Origin of the sequence: Kocuria sp. SM24M-10 (assembly GCF_001027955.1) — a bacterium.
Lineage (GTDB): Bacteria > Actinomycetota > Actinomycetes > Actinomycetales > Micrococcaceae > Kocuria > Kocuria oceani.
On record NZ_LDNX01000046.1, the window covers coordinates 24170 to 46443 of the forward strand.

The 22274-nt window shown below is 74.8% G+C and carries 21 protein-coding genes and 1 pseudogene; 11 read left to right on the forward strand and 11 right to left on the reverse strand.

Annotated elements, in window-relative coordinates; all coding sequences use genetic code 11:
• The first annotated feature begins 6 nt into the window (after window positions 1-6).
• Both ABL57_RS05365 and ABL57_RS05370 read left to right on the forward strand, forming a co-directional pair.
• The gene (locus ABL57_RS05365) at window positions 7-1104 is read left to right on the forward strand and encodes a CPBP family intramembrane glutamic endopeptidase (RefSeq protein WP_152683290.1); all 1098 of its coding nucleotides are present in this window, start codon (window positions 7-9) and stop codon (window positions 1102-1104) included.
• A 9-nt stretch (window positions 1105-1113) separates the two neighbouring features.
• A complete protein-coding gene (locus tag ABL57_RS05370) occupies window positions 1114-2439 on the forward strand; it encodes a M18 family aminopeptidase (protein ID WP_047802416.1) in 1326 nt (441 codons plus the stop codon).
• Window positions 2440-2562: 123 nt separating this feature from the next.
• Here ABL57_RS05370 and ABL57_RS05375 read toward each other — a convergent pair whose 3' ends face one another.
• Window positions 2563-4014, reverse strand: a complete 1452-nt coding sequence (locus ABL57_RS05375; protein ID WP_075871209.1) for a glyceraldehyde-3-phosphate dehydrogenase — start codon at window positions 4012-4014, stop codon at window positions 2563-2565.
• A 203-nt stretch (window positions 4015-4217) separates the two neighbouring features.
• On the opposite strand from ABL57_RS05375, the gene ABL57_RS05380 reads away from it, so the two are divergent.
• The 4 genes from ABL57_RS05380 to ABL57_RS05395 all read left to right on the forward strand — a co-directional run bounded on the left by ABL57_RS05380 (window position 4218) and on the right by ABL57_RS05395 (window position 8076).
• The gene (locus tag ABL57_RS05380; RefSeq protein ID WP_047802417.1) at window positions 4218-5147 is read left to right on the forward strand and encodes a carbohydrate kinase; all 930 of its coding nucleotides are present in this window, start codon (window positions 4218-4220) and stop codon (window positions 5145-5147) included.
• A gap of 120 nt (window positions 5148-5267) precedes the next feature.
• Window positions 5268-6149 (forward strand): HAD family hydrolase, encoded by an 882-nt coding sequence (locus ABL57_RS05385; protein ID WP_238985983.1) that lies wholly within the window; start codon window positions 5268-5270, stop codon window positions 6147-6149.
• A gap of 10 nt (window positions 6150-6159) precedes the next feature.
• Window positions 6160-6984 (forward strand): glycerophosphodiester phosphodiesterase family protein, encoded by an 825-nt coding sequence (locus ABL57_RS05390; RefSeq protein ID WP_047802418.1) that lies wholly within the window; start codon window positions 6160-6162, stop codon window positions 6982-6984.
• Between the two features lie 39 nt (window positions 6985-7023).
• The gene (locus tag ABL57_RS05395) at window positions 7024-8076 is read left to right on the forward strand and encodes an enoyl-CoA hydratase/isomerase family protein (protein ID WP_047802419.1); all 1053 of its coding nucleotides are present in this window, start codon (window positions 7024-7026) and stop codon (window positions 8074-8076) included.
• Between the two features lie 18 nt (window positions 8077-8094).
• On the opposite strand, the gene ABL57_RS05400 is transcribed toward ABL57_RS05395, so the two are convergent.
• Window positions 8095-8649: a hypothetical protein gene (locus tag ABL57_RS05400; protein WP_047802420.1), complete on the reverse strand. Its 555-nt coding sequence runs from the start codon at window positions 8647-8649 to the stop codon at window positions 8095-8097.
• Between the two features lie 256 nt (window positions 8650-8905).
• On the opposite strand from ABL57_RS05400, the gene ABL57_RS05405 reads away from it, so the two are divergent.
• The 3 genes from ABL57_RS05405 to ABL57_RS05415 are packed head-to-tail and all read left to right on the forward strand — an operon-like array spanning window position 8906 to window position 12038.
• Complete coding sequence (locus ABL57_RS05405) at window positions 8906-10255, forward strand: phosphoribosyltransferase (protein WP_203225557.1); 1350 nt, start codon at window positions 8906-8908, stop codon at window positions 10253-10255.
• A complete protein-coding gene (locus ABL57_RS05410) occupies window positions 10252-11577 on the forward strand; it encodes an erythromycin esterase family protein (RefSeq protein ID WP_047802421.1) in 1326 nt (441 codons plus the stop codon). The genes ABL57_RS05405 and ABL57_RS05410 overlap by 4 nt, the downstream gene beginning before the upstream one ends.
• Window positions 11578-11609: 32 nt before the next feature.
• Complete coding sequence (locus tag ABL57_RS05415) at window positions 11610-12038, forward strand: universal stress protein (protein WP_047802422.1); 429 nt, start codon at window positions 11610-11612, stop codon at window positions 12036-12038.
• Between the two features lie 50 nt (window positions 12039-12088).
• Here the strand turns inward: ABL57_RS05415 and ABL57_RS05420 are convergent, their stop codons facing one another.
• The 5 genes and pseudogenes from ABL57_RS05420 to ABL57_RS05440 all read right to left on the reverse strand — a co-directional run bounded on the left by ABL57_RS05420 (window position 12089) and on the right by ABL57_RS05440 (window position 16767).
• The gene (locus ABL57_RS05420; RefSeq protein ID WP_053004765.1) at window positions 12089-13993 is read right to left on the reverse strand and encodes a heavy metal translocating P-type ATPase; all 1905 of its coding nucleotides are present in this window, start codon (window positions 13991-13993) and stop codon (window positions 12089-12091) included.
• A pseudogene (locus tag ABL57_RS05425) lies at window positions 13990-14427 on the reverse strand (putative PEP-binding protein); the annotation flags it as partial. The gene ABL57_RS05420 and the pseudogene ABL57_RS05425, both read right to left, overlap by 4 nt.
• A gap of 196 nt (window positions 14428-14623) precedes the next feature.
• A complete protein-coding gene (locus ABL57_RS05430) occupies window positions 14624-14806 on the reverse strand; it encodes a hypothetical protein (protein WP_053004766.1) in 183 nt (60 codons plus the stop codon).
• Window positions 14807-14850: 44 nt separating this feature from the next.
• A complete protein-coding gene (locus ABL57_RS20615) occupies window positions 14851-15258 on the reverse strand; it encodes a hypothetical protein (RefSeq protein WP_053004767.1) in 408 nt (135 codons plus the stop codon).
• A 147-nt stretch (window positions 15259-15405) separates the two neighbouring features.
• Window positions 15406-16767, reverse strand: coding sequence for a uracil-xanthine permease family protein (locus tag ABL57_RS05440; protein ID WP_047802424.1), 1362 nt, complete (start codon window positions 16765-16767; stop codon window positions 15406-15408).
• A gap of 196 nt (window positions 16768-16963) precedes the next feature.
• Between ABL57_RS05440 and ABL57_RS05445 the strand changes: the two genes are divergently transcribed.
• Together ABL57_RS05445 and ABL57_RS05450 are read left to right on the forward strand one after the other, a co-directional pair.
• Complete coding sequence (locus tag ABL57_RS05445; protein WP_047802425.1) at window positions 16964-18025, forward strand: iron-containing redox enzyme family protein; 1062 nt, start codon at window positions 16964-16966, stop codon at window positions 18023-18025.
• A complete protein-coding gene (locus ABL57_RS05450) occupies window positions 18022-18276 on the forward strand; it encodes a CDGSH iron-sulfur domain-containing protein (protein ID WP_238985984.1) in 255 nt (84 codons plus the stop codon). The genes ABL57_RS05445 and ABL57_RS05450 overlap by 4 nt, the downstream gene beginning before the upstream one ends.
• A 15-nt stretch (window positions 18277-18291) precedes the next feature.
• On the opposite strand, the gene ABL57_RS05455 is transcribed toward ABL57_RS05450, so the two are convergent.
• Genes ABL57_RS05455 through ABL57_RS05470 form a run of 4 tightly spaced genes read right to left on the reverse strand, consistent with a single transcriptional unit; the run spans window position 18292 to window position 22191 of the window.
• Window positions 18292-19191 carry an ABC transporter permease gene (locus ABL57_RS05455; protein ID WP_238985985.1) on the reverse strand — a complete coding sequence of 300 codons (900 nt, stop codon included), beginning with the start codon at window positions 19189-19191 and terminating at the stop codon, window positions 18292-18294.
• Window positions 19188-20369: an ABC transporter substrate-binding protein gene (locus tag ABL57_RS05460; protein WP_047802426.1), complete on the reverse strand. Its 1182-nt coding sequence runs from the start codon at window positions 20367-20369 to the stop codon at window positions 19188-19190. The genes ABL57_RS05455 and ABL57_RS05460 overlap by 4 nt, the downstream gene beginning before the upstream one ends.
• Window positions 20366-21124, reverse strand: coding sequence for an ABC transporter ATP-binding protein (locus tag ABL57_RS05465; protein WP_238985986.1), 759 nt, complete (start codon window positions 21122-21124; stop codon window positions 20366-20368). Before ABL57_RS05465 ends, ABL57_RS05460 begins: the two co-directional genes overlap by 4 nt.
• Window positions 21100-22191, reverse strand: a complete 1092-nt coding sequence (locus tag ABL57_RS05470; RefSeq protein ID WP_053004768.1) for an acyl-CoA dehydrogenase family protein — start codon at window positions 22189-22191, stop codon at window positions 21100-21102. Before ABL57_RS05470 ends, ABL57_RS05465 begins: the two co-directional genes overlap by 25 nt.
• Window positions 22192-22274: the final 83 nt, after the last annotated feature.

Genomic DNA, 22274 nt, shown 5'->3' on the forward strand with positions numbered 1-22274 from the left:
AGGGACATGACCATGCGCGCCGCCCCGTGGAGCCCGGGCCCTCTCGACGACCACCGCCCGGAGCCCGCCCCCCGAGTCCTGCCGTACCACCGCCTGGCCCACGCCGACCCCGAGCACCGGTGGTGGAAGCCCCTCGTGGAGCTGCTGCTCTTCGGCGCCTTCTACCTGGTGCTGACGGTCGTCCTCGGCATCGTGTGGGCCGTCGGCCTGATGGCGGTGCGCGGGGAGGAGGCCATGGACGACCTCGTCCTCGACGCCACGGCCCTGGACATCATGGACCCGGCGATCTTCTTCATGCTCTTCTTCTCCCTGGTGCTCATGATCCCCGCGCTGCTGGCGGCCCGGGCGATCATGGGCCCCCGCCCCATCGGGCTGCTGCTGTCGGTCACCGGGCGGCTGCGCTGGGGCTTCCTGGCCCGCTGCCTGCTCGTGGCGTTGGGGATCTACGCGCTCGGCCACGCGGCCGCGCTCCTGCTGGAGCTGGCGACGCTCGGGGCGCCGCCCCCGCCCCGGCCGGTCGAGGGCTTCTGGTGGCTGATCGCGATGATCGTGCTCGTGGTGCCGCTGCAGTGCGCGGCCGAGGAGCTCGTCTTCCGCGGCTACCTGCTCCAGGCCGTCGGCCGCTGGCTGCGCCGGCCCGTGTTCGCCATCCTCCTGCCGGTGCCGCTGTTCACCTTCGGGCACCTGTACGACGTCTGGGGCCTGCTGGCCGTGGCCGTCATGGCGGTCGTCGCCGGGTGGCTGACCTGGCGCACGGGCGGGCTCGAGGCCGCGATCGCGCTGCACGTGGTCAACAACGTGGTGGCGACGCTCTTCGGGGCCTTCGGCCTGGCGGATCCGGACGCCCAGGAGTCCACGGGGCTGGCCCTCGCGCTCTCGGCGGCCATGCAGGTGCTCTTCGCGTGGCTCGTGGTCCGCGCCGCGCGCAAGCACGAGGTGGAGGTCACCCGCACCGTGCGCCCGCCGCGCCCGGCCGTGCTCGGCCCCGGCGCGCCGGCGTGGGGCGGGCCCGGGGCCGGCGCCTGGGTGTGCCCCGGTCCTCCCGCCTGCCCCGGCCACTGGGCCGGCCAGGCTCCCGGGACCGTGCCGCAGCGCCTTCCGTAGACTGACGCCATGGACCCCCGCCGCGCTCCCACCGCCGATCCGCTGTCCACCGCCGAGGACCTCGGCCGCTACGTGCTGGACTCGCCGAGCTCCTTCCACGCGGCCCACGCCGCGGCCGCGCGGCTGGAGGAGGCCGGCTTCACCCGGCTCGACGAGACCGTGGACTGGTCCCGGACCGGCGTGCGCGGGCGGCGCTACGTGCTCCGCGACGGGGCCCTCATCGCGTGGGCCACGCCGGCGGACGTCACCCCGGCGGCGGGCTTCCGGATCCTCGGCGCGCACACCGACTCGCCGGGTTTCAAGCTCAAGCCCCGGCCCACCACCACCGCCCACGGCTGGTACCAGGCGGGCGTGGAGGTCTACGGCGGGCCGCTGCTGAACTCGTGGCTGGACCGCGAGCTGCGCCTGGCCGGGCGGCTGGTGCTGCGCGGCGACGACGGCGCACCGGTCGAGCGGCTCACCGCGACGGGTCCCGTGGCGCGGATCCCGCAGCTGGCCATCCACCTGGACCGCGAGGCCAACAAGGGGCTGCAGCTGGACCGGCAGCAGCACGTGCAGCCGATCTGGGGGGTGGGGAGGCCGGAGGACGCCGACGTCCTGGCGCTGCTGGCCGAGCACGCCGCGGGCGGGCCCGTGGACCCGGCGCAGGTCCTCGGCTACGACGTGGTGCTGGCGGACGCCCAGCCGCCCGCCGTGTTCGGGCACGGCGGGACCCTGCTCGCCTCCGGGCGGCTGGACAACCTCTCCTCCGTGCACGCCGGGCTCAGCGCCCTGCTCCGCGAGGCCGGGGCCGTCGAGGCCGGGCGCCACATCGCGGTGCTCGCCGCCTTCGACCACGAGGAGATCGGCTCCGGCACCCGCTCCGGGGCCGCCGGACCGTTCCTGGAGGACGTGCTGGTGCGCGTCGCCGACGGGCTGAGGCGCACCGCGGCCGAGCACCGCCGGGCGCTGGCCGGGTCCGTGTGCCTGTCCGCCGACGCCGGGCACCTGGTGCACCCCAACTACCAGGGCCACCACGACCCGGTGAACCGGCCCGTCCCGGGGGCGGGTCCGCTGCTGAAGATCAACGCCGACCAGCGCTACGCCACGGACGCCGTGGGCGCCGGGATCTGGGCCGAGGCCTGCGGGCGCGCCGGGGTCGGCTACCAGGAGTTCGTCTCGAACAACCGGGTGCCCTGCGGGTCCACGATCGGGCCCCTCACGGCCGCTCGGCTGGGCATCCGCACGATCGACGTCGGGATCGGCCTGCTGTCCATGCACTCGGCCCGGGAGCTGTGCCACGTGGACGACGTCGCGGCCCTCGGCGCCGTCGCCGGGGCCTTCTTCACCGGCTGAGCCGGGCCCCGGTCCGTGGCTGGGCCATGCCCCGGTCACCGCCCGGGGCGGGTCCCGCAGACGCGAGGAGGGGCCGTGCCCGGGTGGCACGGCCCCTCCTCGCGGGCACCGCCCGGGAGCGCATCAGCCCGACAGCGCGCCCACCGCGACCCGCTCGGCCGGGAACTGCGGCATGGCGATGTCGGCCATCCGGGCGAGCACCCGCACCACCTGGCAGGAGTAGCCGAACTCGTTGTCGTACCAGACGTAGAGCACCAGCGAGCTGCCGTTGACGATCGTGGCCAGGCCGTCCACGACGCCCGCCCGGCGGGAGCCGACGAAGTCGGTGGAGACGACCTCCGGGGAGTCGGTGTAGTCGATCTGCTTGCGCAGGGACGAGTTCAGCGAGATGTCCCTCAGGTACCGGTTGACGGCGGCCTCCGACTCCGGTGCCTCCTCGAGCTGGAGGTTCAGGATGGCCATGGAGACGTCCGGGGTGGGCACGCGGATCGCGTTGCCGGTCAGCTTCCCGGCCATCTCCGGCAGGGCCTTGGCCACGGCCTTGGCGGCGCCGGTCTCGGTGATGACCATGTTCAGCGCGGCGGAGCGGCCGCGGCGGTCGCCCTTGTGCCAGTTGTCGATGAGGTTCTGGTCGTTCGTGTAGGAGTGCACCGTCTCGACGTGGCCCTGGGCGATGCCGTACCTGTCGTTGACGACCTTGACCACCGGGGTGATCGCGTTGGTGGTGCAGGACGCGGCGGAGAGGATGGTGTCCTCCGGGGTGATCATGTCGTCGTTGACGCCGCACACGATGTTCTTCAGCTCGCCCTTGCCCGGGGCCGTGAGCAGGACCTTGGCGACGCCCTTGGACTGCAGGTGCTTGGACAGGCCCGCCTCGTCGCGCCACACGCCCGTGTTGTCCACGACGATCGCGTTGTCGATGCCGTAGGCGGTGTAGTCGATCTCGGAGGGGTCGTTCGCGTAGATGAACTTGATCGCCACGCCGTTGGCGGTGATGACCTCGTTCTCCTCGTCGACGTGGATCGTCCCGTCGAACTTCCCGTGCACCGAGTCCCGGCGCAGCAGCGAGGCGCGCTTGACCAGGTCGTTGCCGGGCTTCTTGCGCACCACGACGGCGCGCAGGTTCAGCCCGGTGCCGTCGTTGCGGTTCACCAGGATGCGGGCGAGCAGACGGCCGATGCGGCCGAACCCGTAGAGGACCACGTCCTGGGACTCCGGGAGGTTCTGCGCCTTGCGGTCCACCACCGGGGCGAGCTCCTCGCGCAGGAACGCCTCGAGGTCCTGGTCCGACTCCCGGGCCAGCCGGTTGAGCTTGCCGAGGTCCACCGCGCAGGTGCCGAGGTTGAGCCCGGACATCACCTCGAGCAGGCGGGTGGTGTCCTCCAGCGGAAGCTCCTGGCCGTCGATGCGGCGGGCGAAGCGGTGCGCCTTGAGGATCTGGGTGACGGACTTGTGCACCAGCGAACGGCCGTAGACGGTCGGCACGACCTTGTTCTCGCGGTGCAGGCGGCCGACCAGGGGGACCATGAGCTCGGCGAGGGCCTCGCGGTCGGACCAGCTTTCGGGAGTGCTCAAGAATGACTCTCTTCCTCGGCCGGGGACGTCATCGTGTCCGGCCGTGACAGGCCGCGCCTCGTTGCGCGGTCTCGGGTGCGCGCGCCGCTGCGGGTCGCGCACGGTGCCACCGCCCATTCTAAGGGCACCGCGGCGCCGGGACGGGGCCGCGTTACGGCCCCGGACGCCGGTGCGGCGGGAGCCGCGGGTGCTACCGTGAGGACATGCTGACGGTGATCGGTGAGGCGCTCGTGGACGTGGTCTCGAAGCGCGGACAGGAGCCCCGCGCGCACGCCGGGGGGAGCCCGATGAACGTGGCTGTGGGCCTGGCCCGCCTCGGGCACCGGGTCCAGTTCCTGGGTCGCTACGGCGAGGACGAGTACGGCGCCCAGGTCGAGGCCCACCTGCGGGACAACGGCGTGCTCCTGCCGTTCGAGGCCGACGCCCGGCCGACCTCCGTGGCCGAGGCCGTCATCGGCGACGACGGCGCCGCGACCTACGACTTCCAGCTGGACTGGTCCCTGGACCTCGGCGACGAGCAGCTGGGCGAGCTGCTCCGGGACACCACCCTGCTGCACGTCGGGTCGATCGGCGCGATGCTCGAGCCCGGGGCCTCGAAGGTTCGCCACGCCGTGGAGCTGGCCCAGGCCACCGCGCTCGTCTCCTACGACCCCAACTGCCGGCCGTCCATCATCCCCGACTCCTCGCGGGCCCGGGCGCGAGCCGAGCAGCTCGTGGCCCTCGCCGACGTCGTGAAGGCCTCGGACGAGGACCTGCTGTGGCTCTACCCCCACCGCAGCGTCGAGGAGAGCGCCGCGGCCTGGCTCCGCGCCGGCGCGGAGCTCGTCGTCGTCACCCGCGGCCCCCTGGGGCCCTGGGCCCTCACCCGCGCCACCGGCCCGCGGGGGGCGCAGGTGCCCGCCGCCCCTGCCGAGGTGGTGGACACCGTGGGTGCCGGCGACTCGTTCATGGCCGCGCTGCTGGCCTGGCTGACCGACCACGGCTTCACCGGGGCGCCGGCCCGCGAGCGGCTCGACGACCTCGACGCGGAGCAGGTGGGCGAGCTGCTGCGCTACGCCGCCTCGGCGGCGGGCGTCACGGTCTCGCGCGCCGGCGCCGACCTGCCGCGCGCGGACGAGCTGCCCTCCTCCTGAGCCGCACCGAACCGATCCGTCCGTGCCCGACCGACAGGAGGCCGTCGTGCCCGACCGCGCACCCTCCGCCGGCCCGCGTGCGTCCGGGCCGGCGCCGCGAGGAGCCGTGATCCCGCGCCCGTGACCCCGCCCCTGGAGGTGCCCGGCGACGCGGCACCCGTCAAGCTGATCGCCAGCGACCTGGACGGCACCGTCCTGGGCGACGACTTCCGGTTCCGCCCCCGCACCGTCGAGGCGATCCGGGCCGCCCAGGACGAAGGTCTGCACGTGGTGTTCGTGACGGGCCGCCCCATGCGCTGGCTCGATCCGCTGCGCGACCAGCTGGCGCACCAGGGCGTGGTGATCTGCTCCAACGGCGCGGTGGTCTACGACCTCACCGCCGACGTCGTGGTGGAGTCCAGCCTGTTCCCGGTCTCCGAGGCCTTCGCGGTCATGGAGGAGGTGGCCGCCCGCCATCCCGGCACGCTGTTCGCCGCCGAGACCCTGGACGGCGTCTACACCGACCACGGCTGGGCCCGCACCGACCGCATGGAGATCGGCGCCCCGCGGGTCGGCCCGCTGCGGGAGCGCCTGCCCGCCGGCACGGGCCTCGTGAAGTTCCTCGCCAAGCTGGACTCCGCCGACCCGCAGGAGTACTACCGGGCGCTCACCGACCTGGTGGCCGGACGGCTGTCCGTCACGCACTCGGTCGCGGCCGCCCCGCTCGTGGAGATGGGCCAGCGGGGGCTGACGAAGGCCCGCACCCTCGAGCAGTACGCGGCCGAGCGCGGGATCCTGCCGCACGAGGTCATGGCCTTCGGGGACATGCCCAACGACCTCGAGATGCTGACCTGGGCCGGCCACGGCTACGCGATGGCGAGCGGGCACCCCGCCGTCGCCCGGGCCGTGGGCCGCACGGCCCCGCCCTTCGCGGAGGACGGGGTGGCCCAGGTGATCGAGGCGCTGCTGCACGCCCGCCGACCCGGCGCGTCACGGGCGGGACATTCCGCTACCACGGGGTAACAATGGGGATGTGACCCCTCCAGCGCGCCGGCGCGACATCCCCGCCGCCCTCGCCCACCGCGGTTTCTCGCGCGAGGGCGCCGAGAACACCCTCGACGCCTTCCGGGCGGCCCGCGACCTCGGCTACGAGTGGATCGAGACCGACGTCAACACGACCGCCGACGGCGTGGTCCTGTCCTTCCACGACGGCACGCTCGACCGCGTGACCGGCGACGCCGGGGAGGTCTCCCGCCTGACGTGGGAGCAGATCCGGTCCCGGCGGGTGGCCGGGGCCGGCGGCATCCCGCGACTCGCCGACCTGCTCACCGAGCTCCCGGAGCTCAAGCTCAACATCGACGTCAAGGACGAGGCGTCGGTGACCGCCCTGCCCCCGCTGCTCCACGCGCTGGGGGCCGTGCACCGGGTGCGGGTGACGTCCTTCTCCGAGAGCCGGCGCCGGCGCACGCTGCGCCGGCTCCACGAGCTCGCCGGGCGGCCCGTGCCCACCTCCTCCGGCCAGGGCGGGATGCGCCTGCTGCTCGTGTGCTCCTGGCTGGGCGGGCCGAGCTGGCGTCTGGCCCGGCGGGCCGCGGCCCGGTGGATCGCGCCCTTCGACACCGTCCAGATCCCGCGGCGGCACCGGCTCCGCGGCGGGGCCCAGCTCGAGCTCGTCACCCCCCGCTTCCTGGACTTCGCCCACCGGCACGGCATCGACGTGCACGTGTGGACGATCAACGACACCGCCGAGATGGCCGAGCTGCTGGAGCTGGGCGTGGACGGGATCGTCACCGACCGCGCCGATCTCCTCGCCGAGCTGCTGGCCGAGCGGGGGCAGTGGCCGCCGTCGGGCGTGTGAGCCATGACACGCCCGGGTGCCGCGTGGCAGGGTGGGGCCATGACCCACACCGCCGCCCCGCCCGCGGACACCGACCAGCACGTCCTCGCCGAGGTCCGCAACGGGACCGGGCACCTCGTGCTCAACCGTCCCCGCCAGCTCAACGCGCTCACCGCGCAGATGTACCACGACCTGAAGGCCGCCCTGGACGCGTGGAAGGACGACGACGCCGTGCACCACGTCCTGGTCACCTCGGCCTCCGCCAAGGCCTGGTGCGCCGGCGGTGACATCCGGCAGGTGCGGGACGCCGTCCGCGAGGGCCGGCTGGAGGCGGCGACGCAGGTCTTCGCCGTGGAGTACGCCCTCGACTGCCTGATCGCGGACTACCCCAAGCCCTACGTGGCGCTCATGAACGGCATCTGCATGGGCGGCGGCATGGGCATCTCCGTGCACGGATCCCACCGGGTGGTCGGCGGCTCGACCGTCATGGCGATGCCGGAGACGAAGATCGGCTTCTTCACCGACATCGGCGCCTCCTGGTTCCTGCCGCGCGTCTCCCGCCCGGACCGCCGGGGGGAGCCCAGCCTCGCCGTGGGGCGCTGGCTCGCCCTCGGCGGGCAGCGGATCAGCGGCGCGGACGCCGTGGCCCTCGGGCTGGCCGACGTCCTCGTGGCCGACGAGGACTTCCCCGACCTCGCGGCGGCCGTGGTGGAGGAGGGACCCGCCGACGCCCTCGCCCGCTTCGCGCGCGAGCCGGAGCCCTCGCCCGTCGTGGCCCGGTGGGAGCAGATCGAGGACCGCTACGGGGCCCCGACCCTGCAGGAGATCGTCGCCGCAGCCCCCGAGGACCTCACGAGCATGAGCCCGTCCTCGCTGGTGCGCACCTTCGAGCTGCTCGAGCGCGGCGCGGCCGAGGACGGTGTGCGCTCCTGCCTGGAGCGGGAGCTGCGCCTGGCCGCGGACACGATCGCCCGGCCCGACTTCGCGGAGGGCGTGCGCGCGGTGCTCGTGGACAAGGACAACGCCCCGGTGTGGGAGCACGCCTCCGTCGCGGACGTCGACGCCGACGCGGTCCGGGCCGTGCTCGGCGAGAAGCTCCCGCTGCCGCTCTGACCGGCCCGCCCGGCGCGCTCAGCGGTGGGAGGGGTCCTTGCCGTTGCGGCTGACCACCACGCGCACCGGGCCGGCCGTCCCCACGGAGCCGGAGGGCCGGTCCACGAAGCGGCGGTAGCCGAGGAACAGGACCAGCACCAGGGACACCGTGACCACCCCGAAGGTGACGAGGGTGTCCTGGGAGATCAGGCTGCGCACCACGCTGTGGAGCAGGGTGAACAGCCCGCCCAGCAGGATGCCGTTGGCCAGCACCGGCCCGCGCCGCTCGACCAGCAGGCCGAGCCCGAGCAGCCCCACGGCCACGACCAGGGTGGCCACGCCCACGTCCCGGCTGTGCCGCATGGACTGCTCCTCCCACTCCTCACGCTCGACCAGGTGCTCCGCCCACTGCTGCTGCTCCTCCGCGGTGAGCTCCCGGACCTCCTGCGCGGCGACGAGCTCCGGGGACGCCTCCGGCTCCCGGGGCCCGGGGTGGACCGTGCCGACGCCGAGACCCACGAAGAGGGCGATCAGCGCCCCCAGGAAGAGCGCGTAGACCGTTCCCATGGTCCGGGTCTGCATGCGGTCGCCCATGCGGTGTGCTCCGTCCTCCCGCCGTGCGGGCTGGTTCGTGCGGGGTGGTTCGTGCGGGCCGTAGCCGGCCCCGGGTGCTCGCATTATCGGCCCGACCCGCGGCGATGTCCACGTCCGTCACCTGGCGGGCGGGTCTTCCACCGCGTTGTGCCCCTGCCTACGCTGGGAGCATCCGCTCCGGCGTCCGATCCCCGGTGCAGGCGGCACCGGGACGAGGCGGCGCCGGGACGCGCCCGCCGGAGGGGTGGTGGAAGACATGGTGGTCTTCGAGAACAGGGCCGACGCCGGACACCGGCTCGGCAGGCGGCTGATGCCCCTGCGCGGCCGGGACGTGGTGGTGCTGGGACTGCCCCGCGGCGGAGTGCCGGTGGCCTATGAGGTGGCCCGGATGCTCGACGCCCCGCTCGACGTCATCGTGGTCCGCAAACTGGGTGTCCCCTCCCAGCCGGAGCTGGCGATGGGCGCCATCGGCGAGGAGGGCGCCCGGGTGCTCGACGAGCGCACCCTGCAGTACTTCGGCGTGACGGACGCGCAGCTGGAGCGGATCGAGGAGCGGGAGCGCGCCGTGCTCGAGGCCCGGACCGCCCGGTTCCGGGAGGGGCGGGAGCGGATCGACCTCACGGGCCGGACCGCCCTCGTCGTCGACGACGGCATCGCCACCGGCTCCACCGCGCGCGTGGCCTGCCGGATAGCCCGCCAGCTGGGCGCCGGGCGGGTGGTGCTCGCGGTGCCGGTCGCCCCGGAGGAGGCGCTCGGCCGGGTGACCGAGGCCGACGAGGTGATCTGCCTGGCCACCCCGCCCTACTTCGCGGCCGTGGGCCACCACTACCGCGACTTCTCCGCGACGGAGGACGACGAGGTGGTCGCCCTGCTGGACGCCGCCCGCCGCCGGCACGAGGCGCAGCTGCCCCCCGCGCGCAGCGCCGACGCGCCCGGGGATCCCGTCGACGCCGACGTGCGCATCCCGGCCGGCTCGACGCGGCTCGAGGCCCACCTGCACCTGCCGGCTCCCGGCGCCGGGGTGGTGGTCTTCGCCCACGGCAGCGGCAGCGGCCGGCACAGTCCGCGGAACCAGTACGTGGCCTCCGTGCTGCAGCGGGCCGGCCTGGGCACCCTGCTGCTCGACCTGCTCTCCGACGAGGAGGAGGCCGAGCGCGCCAACGTCTTCGACATCGAGCTGCTCGCCCGCCGGCTGCTCCTGGCCACCGCCTGGCTGCGGGAGCAGCCCGGCTCCGCCGCCTCACCGGTCGGCTGGTTCGGGGCGAGCACCGGGGCCGGTGCCGCCCTGTGGGCGGCGGCCGAGCCCGGGGCGCCGGTCGCGGCCGTCGTCTCCCGCGGCGGCCGCCCCGATCTCGCGGGGGAGCGGCTGCGCCGCGTGCAGGCGCCCACCCTGCTGATCGTCGGCAGCCGGGACGTCGAGGTGCTGGGCCTGAACCGCTGGGCGCAGGAGTCGATGCAGTGCCCCACCCGGCTGGCCGTCGTGGAGGGCGCCGGGCACCTGTTCGAGGAGCCCGGCACGCTCGACGAGGCCGCCGGGCTGGCCCGGGACTGGTTCCTCCGGCACCTGGCAGCGGTCCGGGAGCACACCGGCGGAGACCTCCGGTGACCCCCGCCGCGCACGAGCGGACCCGGGCCGCCGGGGTCCTCGCCGAGATCCGTTCCCTGGCCGCTCCGCTGGCGGGCGCCCCGGACCTCGACCTGCTCGTCGAGCGCTGCGCCGGGGCCCGGTTCGTGGCCGTGGGGGAGGCCTCGCACGGCACCCACGAGTACTACCGGTGGCGGGCGCTGCTCAGCCGCCGGCTCATCGAGGAGCACGGCTTCACCTGGGTCGGGGTGGAGGGCGACTGGCCCGACTGCTGGCGGCTGAACCGGTGGGTGCGCGGACAGGCCGAGCAGGACCGGGACGCCCGCGGGGTCCTGGCCGGCTTCGGCCGCTGGCCCCGCTGGATGTGGGCGAACGAGGAGGTCGCCGAGTTCCTCGACTGGCTGCGGGAGGAGAACGCGCGCCGGCCGGAGGCGGAGCAGGTGGGCTTCTACGGGCTGGACGTCTACTCGCTGTGGGACTCGCTGCGGGAGATCATCACCTGGCTCGAGGCCAACGAGCCCGAGGCCCTGCCGGCCGCCCTGCAGGCGTGGCAGTGCTTCGTCCCGTTCCACGAGGACCCGCACGAGTACGCGTGGAGCACCCGGATCGTGCCCGAGAGCTGCGAGGCCGACGTCGTCGCCCTCCTGGCGGAGGTCCGTCGGCGCACGCTCGGCCGGCTGGAGGACGACCCCGCCGCGTTCGACGCCGCGCTCAACGCCATGGTCGCCACCGACGCCGAGCGCTACTACCGCACCATGGTCCGCGGCGACCGGCAGTCCTGGAACGTGCGCGACGAGCACATGGCGGACACGGCGGAGCTGCTCTCCCGGCACCACGGCCCCGGCGCCAAGGGTCTCGTGTGGGAGCACAACTCGCACGTGGGGGACGCCCGGGCCACGGACATGTTCGACGCCGGGCTGGTCAACGTGGGACAGCTGCTGCGCGAGCGGCACAGCGCCCCCGAGGTGGTGCTCGTCGGCATGGCGGGCTGGAGCGGGACCGTGGTCGCGGCGGAGTCCTGGGGGGCGGCCGAGGAGGTCGTGGCCGTGCCCGAGGCCCGCTCCGGCTCCGCCGAAGACCTCCTGCACCGGGCCCTCGGCGGGCCGGCGGCCCTCGTGTTCGGCCGGGACCGCTCCGGGACCTGGCTGTCGGGGCGGTTCGGCCACCGGGCCATCGGGGTGGTGTACCACCCGTGGCGCGAGGCCGGCAACTACGTCCCCACCCGCATGGGGGAGCGCTACGACGCCCTGCTCTGGTTCGAGGAGACCTCCGCGCTGCGCCCGCTGGGCCACGAGCCGCCGCCGGAGGAGCCCGAGCTGGAGACCGAGCCCTCCGGCTTCTGAGACCAGTGGCACCGGAACGGAGGAGGACGGCTGTGGTGACAGGAACCGGACGAGAGGTCCTCGTCGGCGTCGACGGCTCCGACGCCTCGCGGGAGGCCCTCCGCGCGGGAGCGCGGATCGCGCGCGGGCTGGGCGTTCCGCTCGTCGCGGTCATGTGCTGGGAGGGACCGCGGATCTACGAGGGCTGGCAGGCCGTGGACCCCGGCCGTCCGCCCGCGGGGACCGAGGAGCGGCTGCGGTCCGCGGTCGCCGACACGTTCGGGGCGGAGCTGCCCGAACGGTTCGGCGCACGCCTGGTCCACGGCCGGCCGGCGGCCCGGCTGGTCGAGGAGAGCCGGGACGCCGCGCTGCTCGTGCTCGGCCGCCGCGGACACGGCGGGATGCCCGGCGCGGGCCTCGGCTCGGTCTCCCGCGCCTGCGTGGCCCACGCCGGCTGCCCCGTGCTGGTCGTCACGCACTGACGGACGTCCCTGCCCCCTGCCCCCTGCCCCCGGCATCGGACGGGCGGCCGTCACCGGGCGGGGAGCCCGCGCTCGCGGCGCGGTCCGCCCAGGGCGCGCAGGGCGTTGAGGATGGCCAGGAGGTCCACGACCTCCTGGCTGAGGGCCCCGGCGACCGCCGGGACCGCCCCGGTGGCGGCCACGAGCATGAGCACCACGGACAGGGCGATGCCCAGACAGATGCTCTGCAGCGCCACCTGCACCGTGCGCCGGCCGATCCGTACGGCGCCGGCCGTCCGGGCGAGGTCCTCGGTGAGGACCACGACGTCGGCGGACTCGCTGGCGGCCGTGGCGCCCCGGGCGCCCATCGCGACGCCGACGTCGGCGGCGGCGAGCACGGGGGCGTCGTTGACGCCGTCGCCGACCATCAGCACCGGCCGTCCCGGGGCGTCACGCACGGCGCGGACCTTGTCCTCGGGCAGACACTCGGCCAGCACCCGGGGAATGCCCAGCGCCGCGGCGACGTGCTCCACGGTGGCGCGGGCGTCACCGCTGAGCACGAGGATCTCCCGCACCCCGAGCCGGGCGAGGTCGGCCATCGTGGCGGCGGCGTCCTCGCGCACCTGGTCGCTCATCACCAGGGTGCCGGCGAAGCGGCCGTCCACGGCCGCGTAGACGGCCAGCTCACCGGGGCCCAGCGCCCGCTCCACCACGTCCGGGGCGGAGCGGGCCACGTGGGCCGGCTTGCCGACCACCACCCGGCGCCCGGCCACGGTGGCGGTGACCCCGTGGGTGGCCTCCTCGTGGGCGTCCTCGGCCGGGACCGGGACCAGCCCCCGGGCGAGCGCGGCCTCCCGGACGGAGGACGCGAGCACGTGGGAGGAGTACTGCTCGGCCGAGGCCGCCAGGAGCAGCAGCTCGTCCGGGCGGAACGGAGGACGGGCGTGCACGGCCAGCAGCTCCGGGCGGCCGTAGGTGATGGTGCCGGTCTTGTCGAAGGCGGCGGTGCGCACCGTCGCGAGCCGCTCCAGGGTGCCGGCGTCCTTGATGATGACGCCGTTGCGGGCGGCCCGGCTCATGCCTCCCAGGAACGCCACGGGAGCCGCGATCAGCAGCGGGCAGGGGGTGGCCACCACGAGGACCTCGGCGAAGACCACCGGGTCCCGGTGGTACCACCAGGCCAGACCGGCCACCAGGAAGGCGAACGCGGTGAAGGGCACGGCGTAGCGGTCGGCCAGGCGCACCACCGGTGCGCGGGACGCGGCGGCCTCGCGCACCATCGCCACGATCCGGGAGTACTGGCTGTCGGCCACGGTCGCGGTGGCCCGCAGCATCACGGCCCGCTGCTCGTTGAGCGCGCCGGAGAGCACCGGCTCCCCGGCGCGGCGGGTCACGGGCAGGCTCTCCCCGGTGATGGAGGACTCGTCGAAGTCGGCGTCCGCGCCGACCAGCTCCCCGTCCACGGGCACGACCTCGGCGGGGCGGACCATCAGCTCGTCCCCGGGGCGGACCTCCTCGACCGGGACGTCCTGGACGGACCCGTCCGGGCGCATCCGGTGGGCGAGGACCGGGGCGCGCTCGAGCAGCGCGTTGAGCTCCCTCCGGGCCCGGTTCGCGGCGTAGTCCTCCAGGGCCTGCCCGCCGGTGAGCATGAGGACGACCACGAGGGACGCCAGGTACTCCCCGACCGCCACGGTGGAGCCGATCGCGGTGACGGCCAGCAGGTCCACACCCCAGTGCCCGGCGAGGACGTCCTCGACCATGCCCCACGCCACCCGGGCGGCCACGGCCAGCGCCCAGCCCGAGCCCAGCCACTGGGCCGGCACCGGCTGCCCGGCGGCCAGCAATCCCAGGACAACGGCGAGCACGGCCAGGGTCACGGCCACCAGCGGATGGCGCCGCGGGAACGCCAGCCACCGGCCGGCGCGGTCCGGGTCGACGTCGGTGTCCGGGCGCGAGCCGACGGAGAGCGTCATGACTCCATGGTCCTCCTGCGCTCCCTCGCGGGTTCGTGGCCGATCCCCTGCTCCGTCTCGGCGATGCGCCGGACGGTCCGGAGGAAGCTGTCCGGGTTCAGGGAGACCGAGTCGATGCCCTCACGCACCAGGAACTCCGCGAAGTCCGGGTGGTTGCCGGGCCCCTGATCGCAGATGCCGATCGGGATGCCGGCGGCATGGGCCTTGCGGATCGCCTCGCTGATCGTCCGGGTCACGGCCTCGTCGCGCTCGTCGAACAGCGCGCGCAGGGCCCCGGCGTCCCGGTCCACGCCCAGGACGAGCTGCGTGAGGTCGTCGGAGCCGATGGACAAGCCGTCGAACCGTTCGGCGGACTGTTCGGCCAGGACCACGTCGGCGGGGCTCTCGCCCACCATGCGGACCTTCGGCCCGTGTCGCGCTCCTCGAGCCGCTCCCGCAGGGTCGGGCCGATCCTGTTGGCCGTGACGTGGGCCCGGTAGGCGCCGGAGGAGGTCGCGAAGCCTCCCGGCACGCGGCCCCCGGGTAGTCGGCTCCCGCACCCTCTCCCCGAGGGAGGCGTTCTTGCCGCTCACCCGGGCGACGACCGACATCCCGAGCTCCTCGAACCGGAACACCTGGGGCGCGTCCACGTCAGCTCCTGCGCGCCAGCAGCTCCGCGACGGCCTCCTCCTCCACGCGGGCGTCGGCGGCGATCAGGCACACCTGGGCCGTCTCGACGCACGCCTCGAGGCACTCGGAATCCTCCGAGCGCTCCTGGCGGGGGAGCTCCGGCGCGGCGGGGTGGGCCGTCAGGGCGCGGCGGATCGTGCTCACGGGCTTCTCCTCCAACGGACGGGACCGGGCGGGACGGCCCCGGGTCAGCCGGCGAGCCGGGCCCGGGGCGCGGTGCGGCGCCGTGCGGGGTGCCGCGGCCCCACGGGCTCGGGGGCGTCCCGGCCACGGCGGGCGGGCGTCCAGGTGGCGAGCCGGGTGACGGCGCCGTGGGCGGGCAGCTCGTCGGGCAGCACGAACTCCACGGGCGGGGTGCCCTGCACGGCGTCGTCGTGCTCAGCGGCCCAGCGCAGCAGGTCCACGGCGGCGGGCTCGATGTGGTGGGCGGAGGAGGCGTCCACGACCACCGCGATCCCCGGCACCAGGGTGCGGGCACGCCGGACCAACGGGCACAGGGCCCGGTGGTTGACCTCGGTGACGCACCCGGTGACGACGAGCCGGACGTGCCTGCCGTCCAGGTCGACCTGGACGAGAACGGACAGTTTGTGGTGCATGTGGTTTCTCTCCCCGCAGCGGATCGTGCGTGGCCGGCTGCTCGGCCCCCGCACTCCACGCTAGGGGAGAGGTGACGGACGTCACCAAAATATCCGGCCACTGGCGCGCATATTTCCTCTACCGACGGGTAGGCGGACGCCGGTCGCTCAGCCCAGCGGGGAGGGCATGCGCGTGGTGTCCGGGGCGAGCGGATCGCTGCCCACCGTGCCGCGTCCGCGGGCCAGGGCCGCCATGAGGTGGTAGACCACGAGCGTGGCGGCGGTGCCCAGGGCGATCCCCGCGAACTGCAGGCCGAAGGCCTCCCACGTGTAGTCCGCGATGCCGATGATCATGGCGACCGCGGCGGTGGTGAGGTTGACCGGGTTGGAGAAGTCCACACGGTTCTGCACCCAGATCCGCACACCCAGCATGCCGATCATCCCGTACAGCACCGTGGCCGCCCCGCCGAGGACGCCGGCAGGGACCGTGGCCACGGCGGCACCGAACACGGGGAAGACGCTCAGCAGGATCGCCACGAGGGCCGCCACCCAGTAGGCCGCCGTCGAGTAGACGCGCGTGGCGGCCATGACGCCGATGTTCTCGGCGTAGGTCGTGGTCCCGGAGCCGCCGCCCGAGCCGGCGATCACGGTGGCCAGCCCGTCGGACATGATGGCCCGCCCGATCCAGGGATCGAGGTCGTCGCCGGTCATCAGGGCCACCGACTTCACGTGCCCGATGTTCTCCGCCACCAGGACCAGGATCACCGGGATGAACAGGCCCATGAGGGGCAGGTGGAACTCGGGGGCCTGGAACGGGGGCAGCCCGAAGAGGCCCTGCTCCCGCCACACGGCGCCGAGCACGGAGAAGTCCACCTCCCCGCGCAGCACCGCGGTGACGTAGCCGAGGCACACGCCGAGCAGGATCGACAGGCGCCCGGGCAGGCCGCGGAAGAGCACCGAGATGAGGACGATGGAGGCCAGCGTCACGAGCGCGGTGACGGGGGCGGCCATGAAGTTCTCCTTGGCGGAGGGGGCCAGGTTGAAGCCGATGAGCGCCACGATGGTGCCGGTGACCAGGGGCGGCATGAGCCGCTGGAGCCAGGACGTGCCCGCGAACTGCACCACGAGACCGATCAGGAACAGCGCCGCACCGGCCATCAGGACGCCGCCGAGCGCGCCGCCGGGGCCGTACTGGTTGGTCGAGGCGCTGATCGGGGCGATGAACGCGAAGGAGGACCCCAGGTAGGAGGGCACCCGTCCCGCCGTGATCACCAGGAAGAGGATCGTGCCCACTCCGGAGAAGAAGAGCGTCGTGGAGGGCGGGAACCCGGTGATCAGCGGCACCAGGAAGGTGGCGCCGAACATGGCCACCACGTGCTGCGCGCCGATGGTGACGGTCCGGGGCCAGGTGAGCCGTTCGCGGGGGGTGACGACCTCCCCGGCGGTGACGGTGCGGCCGTCGCCGTGCAGGCGCCAGCCCAGTCCGAGACGGGCGGCGGCGGTGGTCTGTCCGGGCACGGGGGAACTCATGCGGGTCTCCTCGACGGCGGGGTGCAGCCCGGAGCCGGGCCCCCACCACTGTACTCGGTGCCCGTGCGATGCCCTGGGCGGTGCTGCCCGGCGCCCCGGGGCACGGCACGTGTCGGACGCCCTCCATATGATCAGCACGGTGATGGAAACTATGATGGTGGCCGGTTCACCCCACCGGACGAACAGGAGTCGACACATGCGTCAGCCACAGCCACGAGGCCCGCTGGGCGAGGACCTCCTCGCGGCGTTCCGGGAGGCACCCGGCACCCCGGCGGCGGAGTCCCGGGCCGCGGCGCTGCCGGACGCCGCCCGCGCCGCCGTGTCCCGCGCAGGCAGCGTCCTCGCCGACGACGACGTCCAGCTCGGCCTGTTCCTCCTGCACGCCCTGCACTACCAGGGGATCGACGAGGTCGACGACCGCTGGGAGAGCGACCCCGAGCTGCTGCGCACGCGGGGGATCCTCTCGGACGCGCTCGAGGCGCAGCTGCGCGCGGAGCTGCCCGCCGACACCGTGCCGGACACCCCGCAGTCGGTCGCGGACGCGCTGTTCGCCATGGCCGCCGACGACGACGGCCCGAGCCTGGCACGCCACCTCTCCGGCCGGGCGGACGCCGGGCAGGCACGGGAGTTCCTGCAGCTGAAGTCCGTCTACCAGCTCATGGAGGGCGACCCGCACACCTGGGGGATCCCGCGGCTGAGCGGGCGGGCGAAGGCCGGCCTGATCGAGATCCAGATCGACGAGTACGGGGGCGGCAACGCCGCCCGGATGCACGCGGCCCTGTTCGCGGCCGGGATGCGCGAGGCCGGCCTCGACGACTCCTACGGCAGCGCCGTGGACCGGGTGCCCGCGGAGTGGCTCGCCGGTGTGAACACCGTCAGCATGTTCGGCCTGCACCGCCGGCTGCGCGGGGCGGTGGTGGGGCACCTGGCGATGTACGAGATGACCTCGTCGGTGCCCTCCAAGTTCCTGGCGCGCGGCTTCCACCGCCTGGGCCTGCCGGCCGCGGCCGCGTTCTACGACGAGCACGTCGAGGCCGACGCCGCCCACGAGCAGATCGCCGCCCGGGACATGGCCGGGGGGCTCGTGGTCGAGGACCCCGCCGTCGCGGCGGACGTCTTCTTCGGCGCCCGCTGCGTGCTGCACCTGGACGCGCTCGCCGCCCGTCAGGCGCTGGCCCGCTGGGAGGCGGGGGAGTCCGCGCTGCGCCCGGCCCCGGCGGAGTCCTCCCGGTCCGGTGCTGCGGAGCTGGTGCGGTGAGCGCGGAGCGCCCCGCCGAGGACCACGAGCCGGTCCTGGACCCCGGGCCCGGCGGACCCACCGAGCCGGTGTCGATCACCGTGTGCCCGGACGGCCCGCTGCTCGTGCGCGGCGGCTACGAGCTGCTGGACGGGGACGACCGCCCCATCGACCCCGGGCGGGCCACCGTGGCGCTGTGCCGGTGCGGAGCCTCCTCCATCAAGCCCTTCTGCGACGGCTCGCACAAGCGGGCCCGCTTCCGGGCCCGCTGATCCGCCCGCCGGCGCTCAGCGGCGCGGACGCGGCTCGCGCAGCAACCACTGCGCGAGCCCGTCCAGGGCCATGCCCAGCAGACCGATGACGAGGATCACCACGAGCATCTCGTCGTAGGCCAGCCGGTCGCGGGCGTTGAGGATCTCGTAGCCCAGGCCGCTGCTGACCCCCAGCATCTCGGCCGGGACGATGACCACCCACGAGATCCCCAGGGCCAGCCGCACGCCGGTCATGACGAACGGGCGGATGCTCGGGAGCACCACGGTGCGCAGCCGCTCGGCGGGGGTGGCCCCGAGCGTCTCGGCGACCCGCAGGTGCAGCGGGTCCAGGGCCGCGACGCCCGCGGCCGTGTTCATGGTGATCGGCCAGACCGCGGCGGCGGCCACCAGGAAGATGACGGGCGCGTTGCCGACCCCGAGCAGCGCCACGGCCACCGGCGCCCAGGACAGCGGGGAGACCATGCGCAGGAACTGCACCACCGGGGCGCTGGTCCACCGGAAGCGGCGGTAGGAGCCGATGAGCAGGCCCAGGGGCACGCCGAGCCCGGTGGCCACGCCGAGCCCGCACAGCAGGCGCCACAGACTGGTCAGGCCGTCCTGGACGACCACGCCCCGCTCGAACAGCGAGGCCACGGCGCCGGGCATCCGCTCGGGCTGGAACGCGGCGATCATCGTGCTGGCGCCCGCCGCGGCGTGCGTGAAGGCCCACCACACGGCGACCGTGACCAGCACCCCGAAGAGCCCCCAGGCCGGGCCGGCCCAGCGGGACCGCGGGCGCGGGGCGGGCCGCGCCGCAGCGGAACGGGCCGGTCCGGAGCGGGGCGGGCCGGTGCGGGACGGGTCCGTCCGGGCGGCGCCGTCGAGGTCGGTGGGGAAGCCCGCGGCGTCCTGCGGGGTCCGGTGCGGGGCGCTCATGGGGCGATCTCCTCGGTGCGGGTCGTGCCGGTCAGGCCGAAGACGCTCAGCCCGCCGGCCTTCTCGATGCTGCGGGTCACGAGCGTGTCCTCGACGAGTTCGCGGTGGGCGGCGGCCGGGTCCAGCCCGTCGAGGAACCCTGCCGGGGCGTCGACGACGGTCTCCTGCATGGCCCGCACCAGCTCCTCGGTGAAGCTGGCGTACGGATACGGGCGGAAGTCCAGGCGCTCGCCGCTCCACGCGGGGTGGTGCAGAGCGTCCTGGTGCGCGGCGGCGGAGTAGGTCAGGGCCTTCTGGATCACGGGCCGGGGCTGGGGGAGGTAGCCGGCGGACAGCAGCGCCGCGGTCTCGGGGCGGTTGTCCCGGGCCCAGGCCTGCGCCCGGACGAGGGCGTCCATGAATCCCTGGGCCTGCGCCGGGCGGTGGCGGATGAGCTCGCCGCGCATCATGGTCACGCAGCACGCGTGGTCGTGCCAGACGTCGCCGAGGAACCGGTGGATGGTCCCCACCTCCTTCGCCTCGGCGGCCGCGTTGAACGGGTCGGCCACCACGTAGCCGCCGATCACCCCGTTGTTCAGGGCCGGGAGCATGTCGGAGGGGGCCATGGGCAGGAGGGCGACGGTGCGGTCCTGCCGGGACGGGGTCTCGCGCATCACCGGGGTGAGGCCGGCTTCGCGCAGCATCTTCTGCACGATCACGTTGTGCACGGACCACCACGCCGGGATCGCCACCGACTCCCCGGACAGGTCCCCGAGCCGGTGCACGTCCGGGCGCACCGTGAGCGCGGACCCGTTGATGTGGTTCCAGGCGGTGATGCGGACGTCGGCCCGCAGCCCGTAGCGCATGTACAGGGCCATGGGCATGAGCATGTGGATCACGTCGACCTTGCCCGCCACGAAGGCCTCGGACAGGGAGGCCCAGCTGCGGAAGAGCACCGGCTCGGCGACCGGCACGGCGGCGTCCTGGTAGTACCCGTTGGCGTGGGCGACCAGCAGGGGGGAGGCGTCCGTGATGGGGAGGTACCCGATCCGCACCGGGCGCGCCGGCCCGGACGCCGCCCGGGCGTCCTGCTGGCGGTCGGCGTACAGGGCCCCGGCTCCCCAGCCGAGCCCGGTGAGCGCCGCCGCCCCGGCCCCGGCCCGCAGCAGCACCCGCCGGCTCGGCCCGCCGGTGCTCATATGACCCAGTTCCCGGAGCCGTCGTCGGCCCCGCGGTAGTGGGCGAGGATCTGCTCGGCCGTCGTGCCGTCCTGCGCCGGCACCCACTGCTGCCGGAATCCGCGCGGACCGGCGAAGAAGCCGATCCGGTCGCCGAGGGTGATGGCCTCGTCGACGTCGTGGGTCACGAGGAAGACCGTCAGCTCCAGCTCGGTCGTCAGGGCGCGCAGCCACAGCTGGAGGTCCTTGCGGGTGGCCGGGTCCAGGGCGCTGAACGGCTCGTCGAGCAGCAGCACGTCGGGGTCCACCGCGAGCGCGCGGCCCACCGACACGCGCTGGGCCTGCCCGCCGGAGAGCTCCTGGACGGGGGTGTGCGCGAGCTGGGCCAGGCCGAGGATCTCGAGCAGCTCGTCCACCCTGGAGTCCTCGAAGCGGTCGCGGTTGCGCCGGTACCGCCCGCCCAGGGCGATGTTCCGGCGCACCGACAGCCAGGGGAACAGCCCGGGGTCCTGGAAGACCACGGCGAAGCGGTCGTCGGCGTCGCCGAACTCGATGCTGCCCCCGTCCAGGGGTTCGAGCCCGGCGATGGCCCGCAGCAGGGTCGACTTCCCGGAGCCGCTGGGGCCCAGCACCGCGAGGGTCTCGCCGTTGCGCAGGGTCAGGTCCACCCCGTCGAGGGCGGGGGCGGAGGCCCCCGGGTAGCTCTTGCGCAGCCCGCGGACGGTGAGCGCGGGCCGCGGGGCGGCGCGGCTCAGGCGAGGTTCTGCAGCACCCACCGCAGGTGACCTTCCGTGGGGGACTGCACGGGCAGGAACGCGGCCTCGCGGGCCCGGCGCGCCGTGGGGGAGGACATGGCGTAGCCGCGCCCGCCCACCACCTTCCCCTCGATCCGGGTGGCCCGGCCGGTGAGCAGCGCGGCGTCCAGCCGGAGGGAGAACAGCTCCCGGGGCCCCGCCTCGCGGGGTGCCTCCGCGAGGCGCAGCAGCTCGGCCCGCAGCCGCCCGTGGTCGGCGGTCGCCTGCTCCAGCTCCTCCCGGAACACGTCCGCCACGCCCTGCATGCTCTCGTGCGCGGCGGTCAGCGCGGCGGCCGAGAGGCCGAGGCAGAACGCGGTCTGCAGCAGCAGGAACGGGCCCCGGACGGCGGTGAGGAAGGACGGGACGTCCTCGCTCAGCAGGTCCTCGGCGAGGTCGACGGGCACGTCCTCGAGCACGAGCACGCCCGAGGCCGTCGCGTTGAGCGCCATCAGGTCCTCGAGCAGCCGCACCGTCACGCCGGGCGCCGCGACCCGGGTGCGGAGCACCGCGCGCGAGCCGTCCTCCCGCACGGCGGGCAGCACCACGACGCCCTCGGGGTACAGGTTGGAGGCCCACGGCACGGTGCCGTTGAGGACCGGTCCCGCGGCGCCGTCGGTGAGGGTCACGGGGATCTCCCCGATGCCGGCGGCGTCCTTGAACGCCGGGGCCATCGCCGAGCACCCGGGCACGGCCCCGGACCGCACGTCCGCGGGGATCTCCGTCCCGGTGGCGGCCAGGTACTCCACGGTCGCACGGTGCGCCCACAGGGAGAACGCCGTGGCGGTGCACTCGGTGGCCAGGTCGAACACGACGGCGGCCTGCTGGGCCAGCGACCCGCTCAGCCCGAGGTCCAGCAGCCCCCGGGCCCCCAGTTCGCGCAGGGTCTCCCACGGGGACTCGACGGCCGTGTCGACGTCGTGCGCCCGTGCCGCGGCCGTGCGGCGGACGACGTCGTGGTCGGGGTAGTCGACCAGCGGTGCGAGCAGGGGCCGGCCGCCGGGGGCCGGCCCGCCGGGCGCGGACGGAGGGCGGGTGGACTGGGTCATGGTCTTCCGTTCTGCCGGGGTGTGCGGGGCGGGTCCGGTGCGCACGGCGGGGCGGGTCCGGGGGCGGGACGCACGACGGCGGC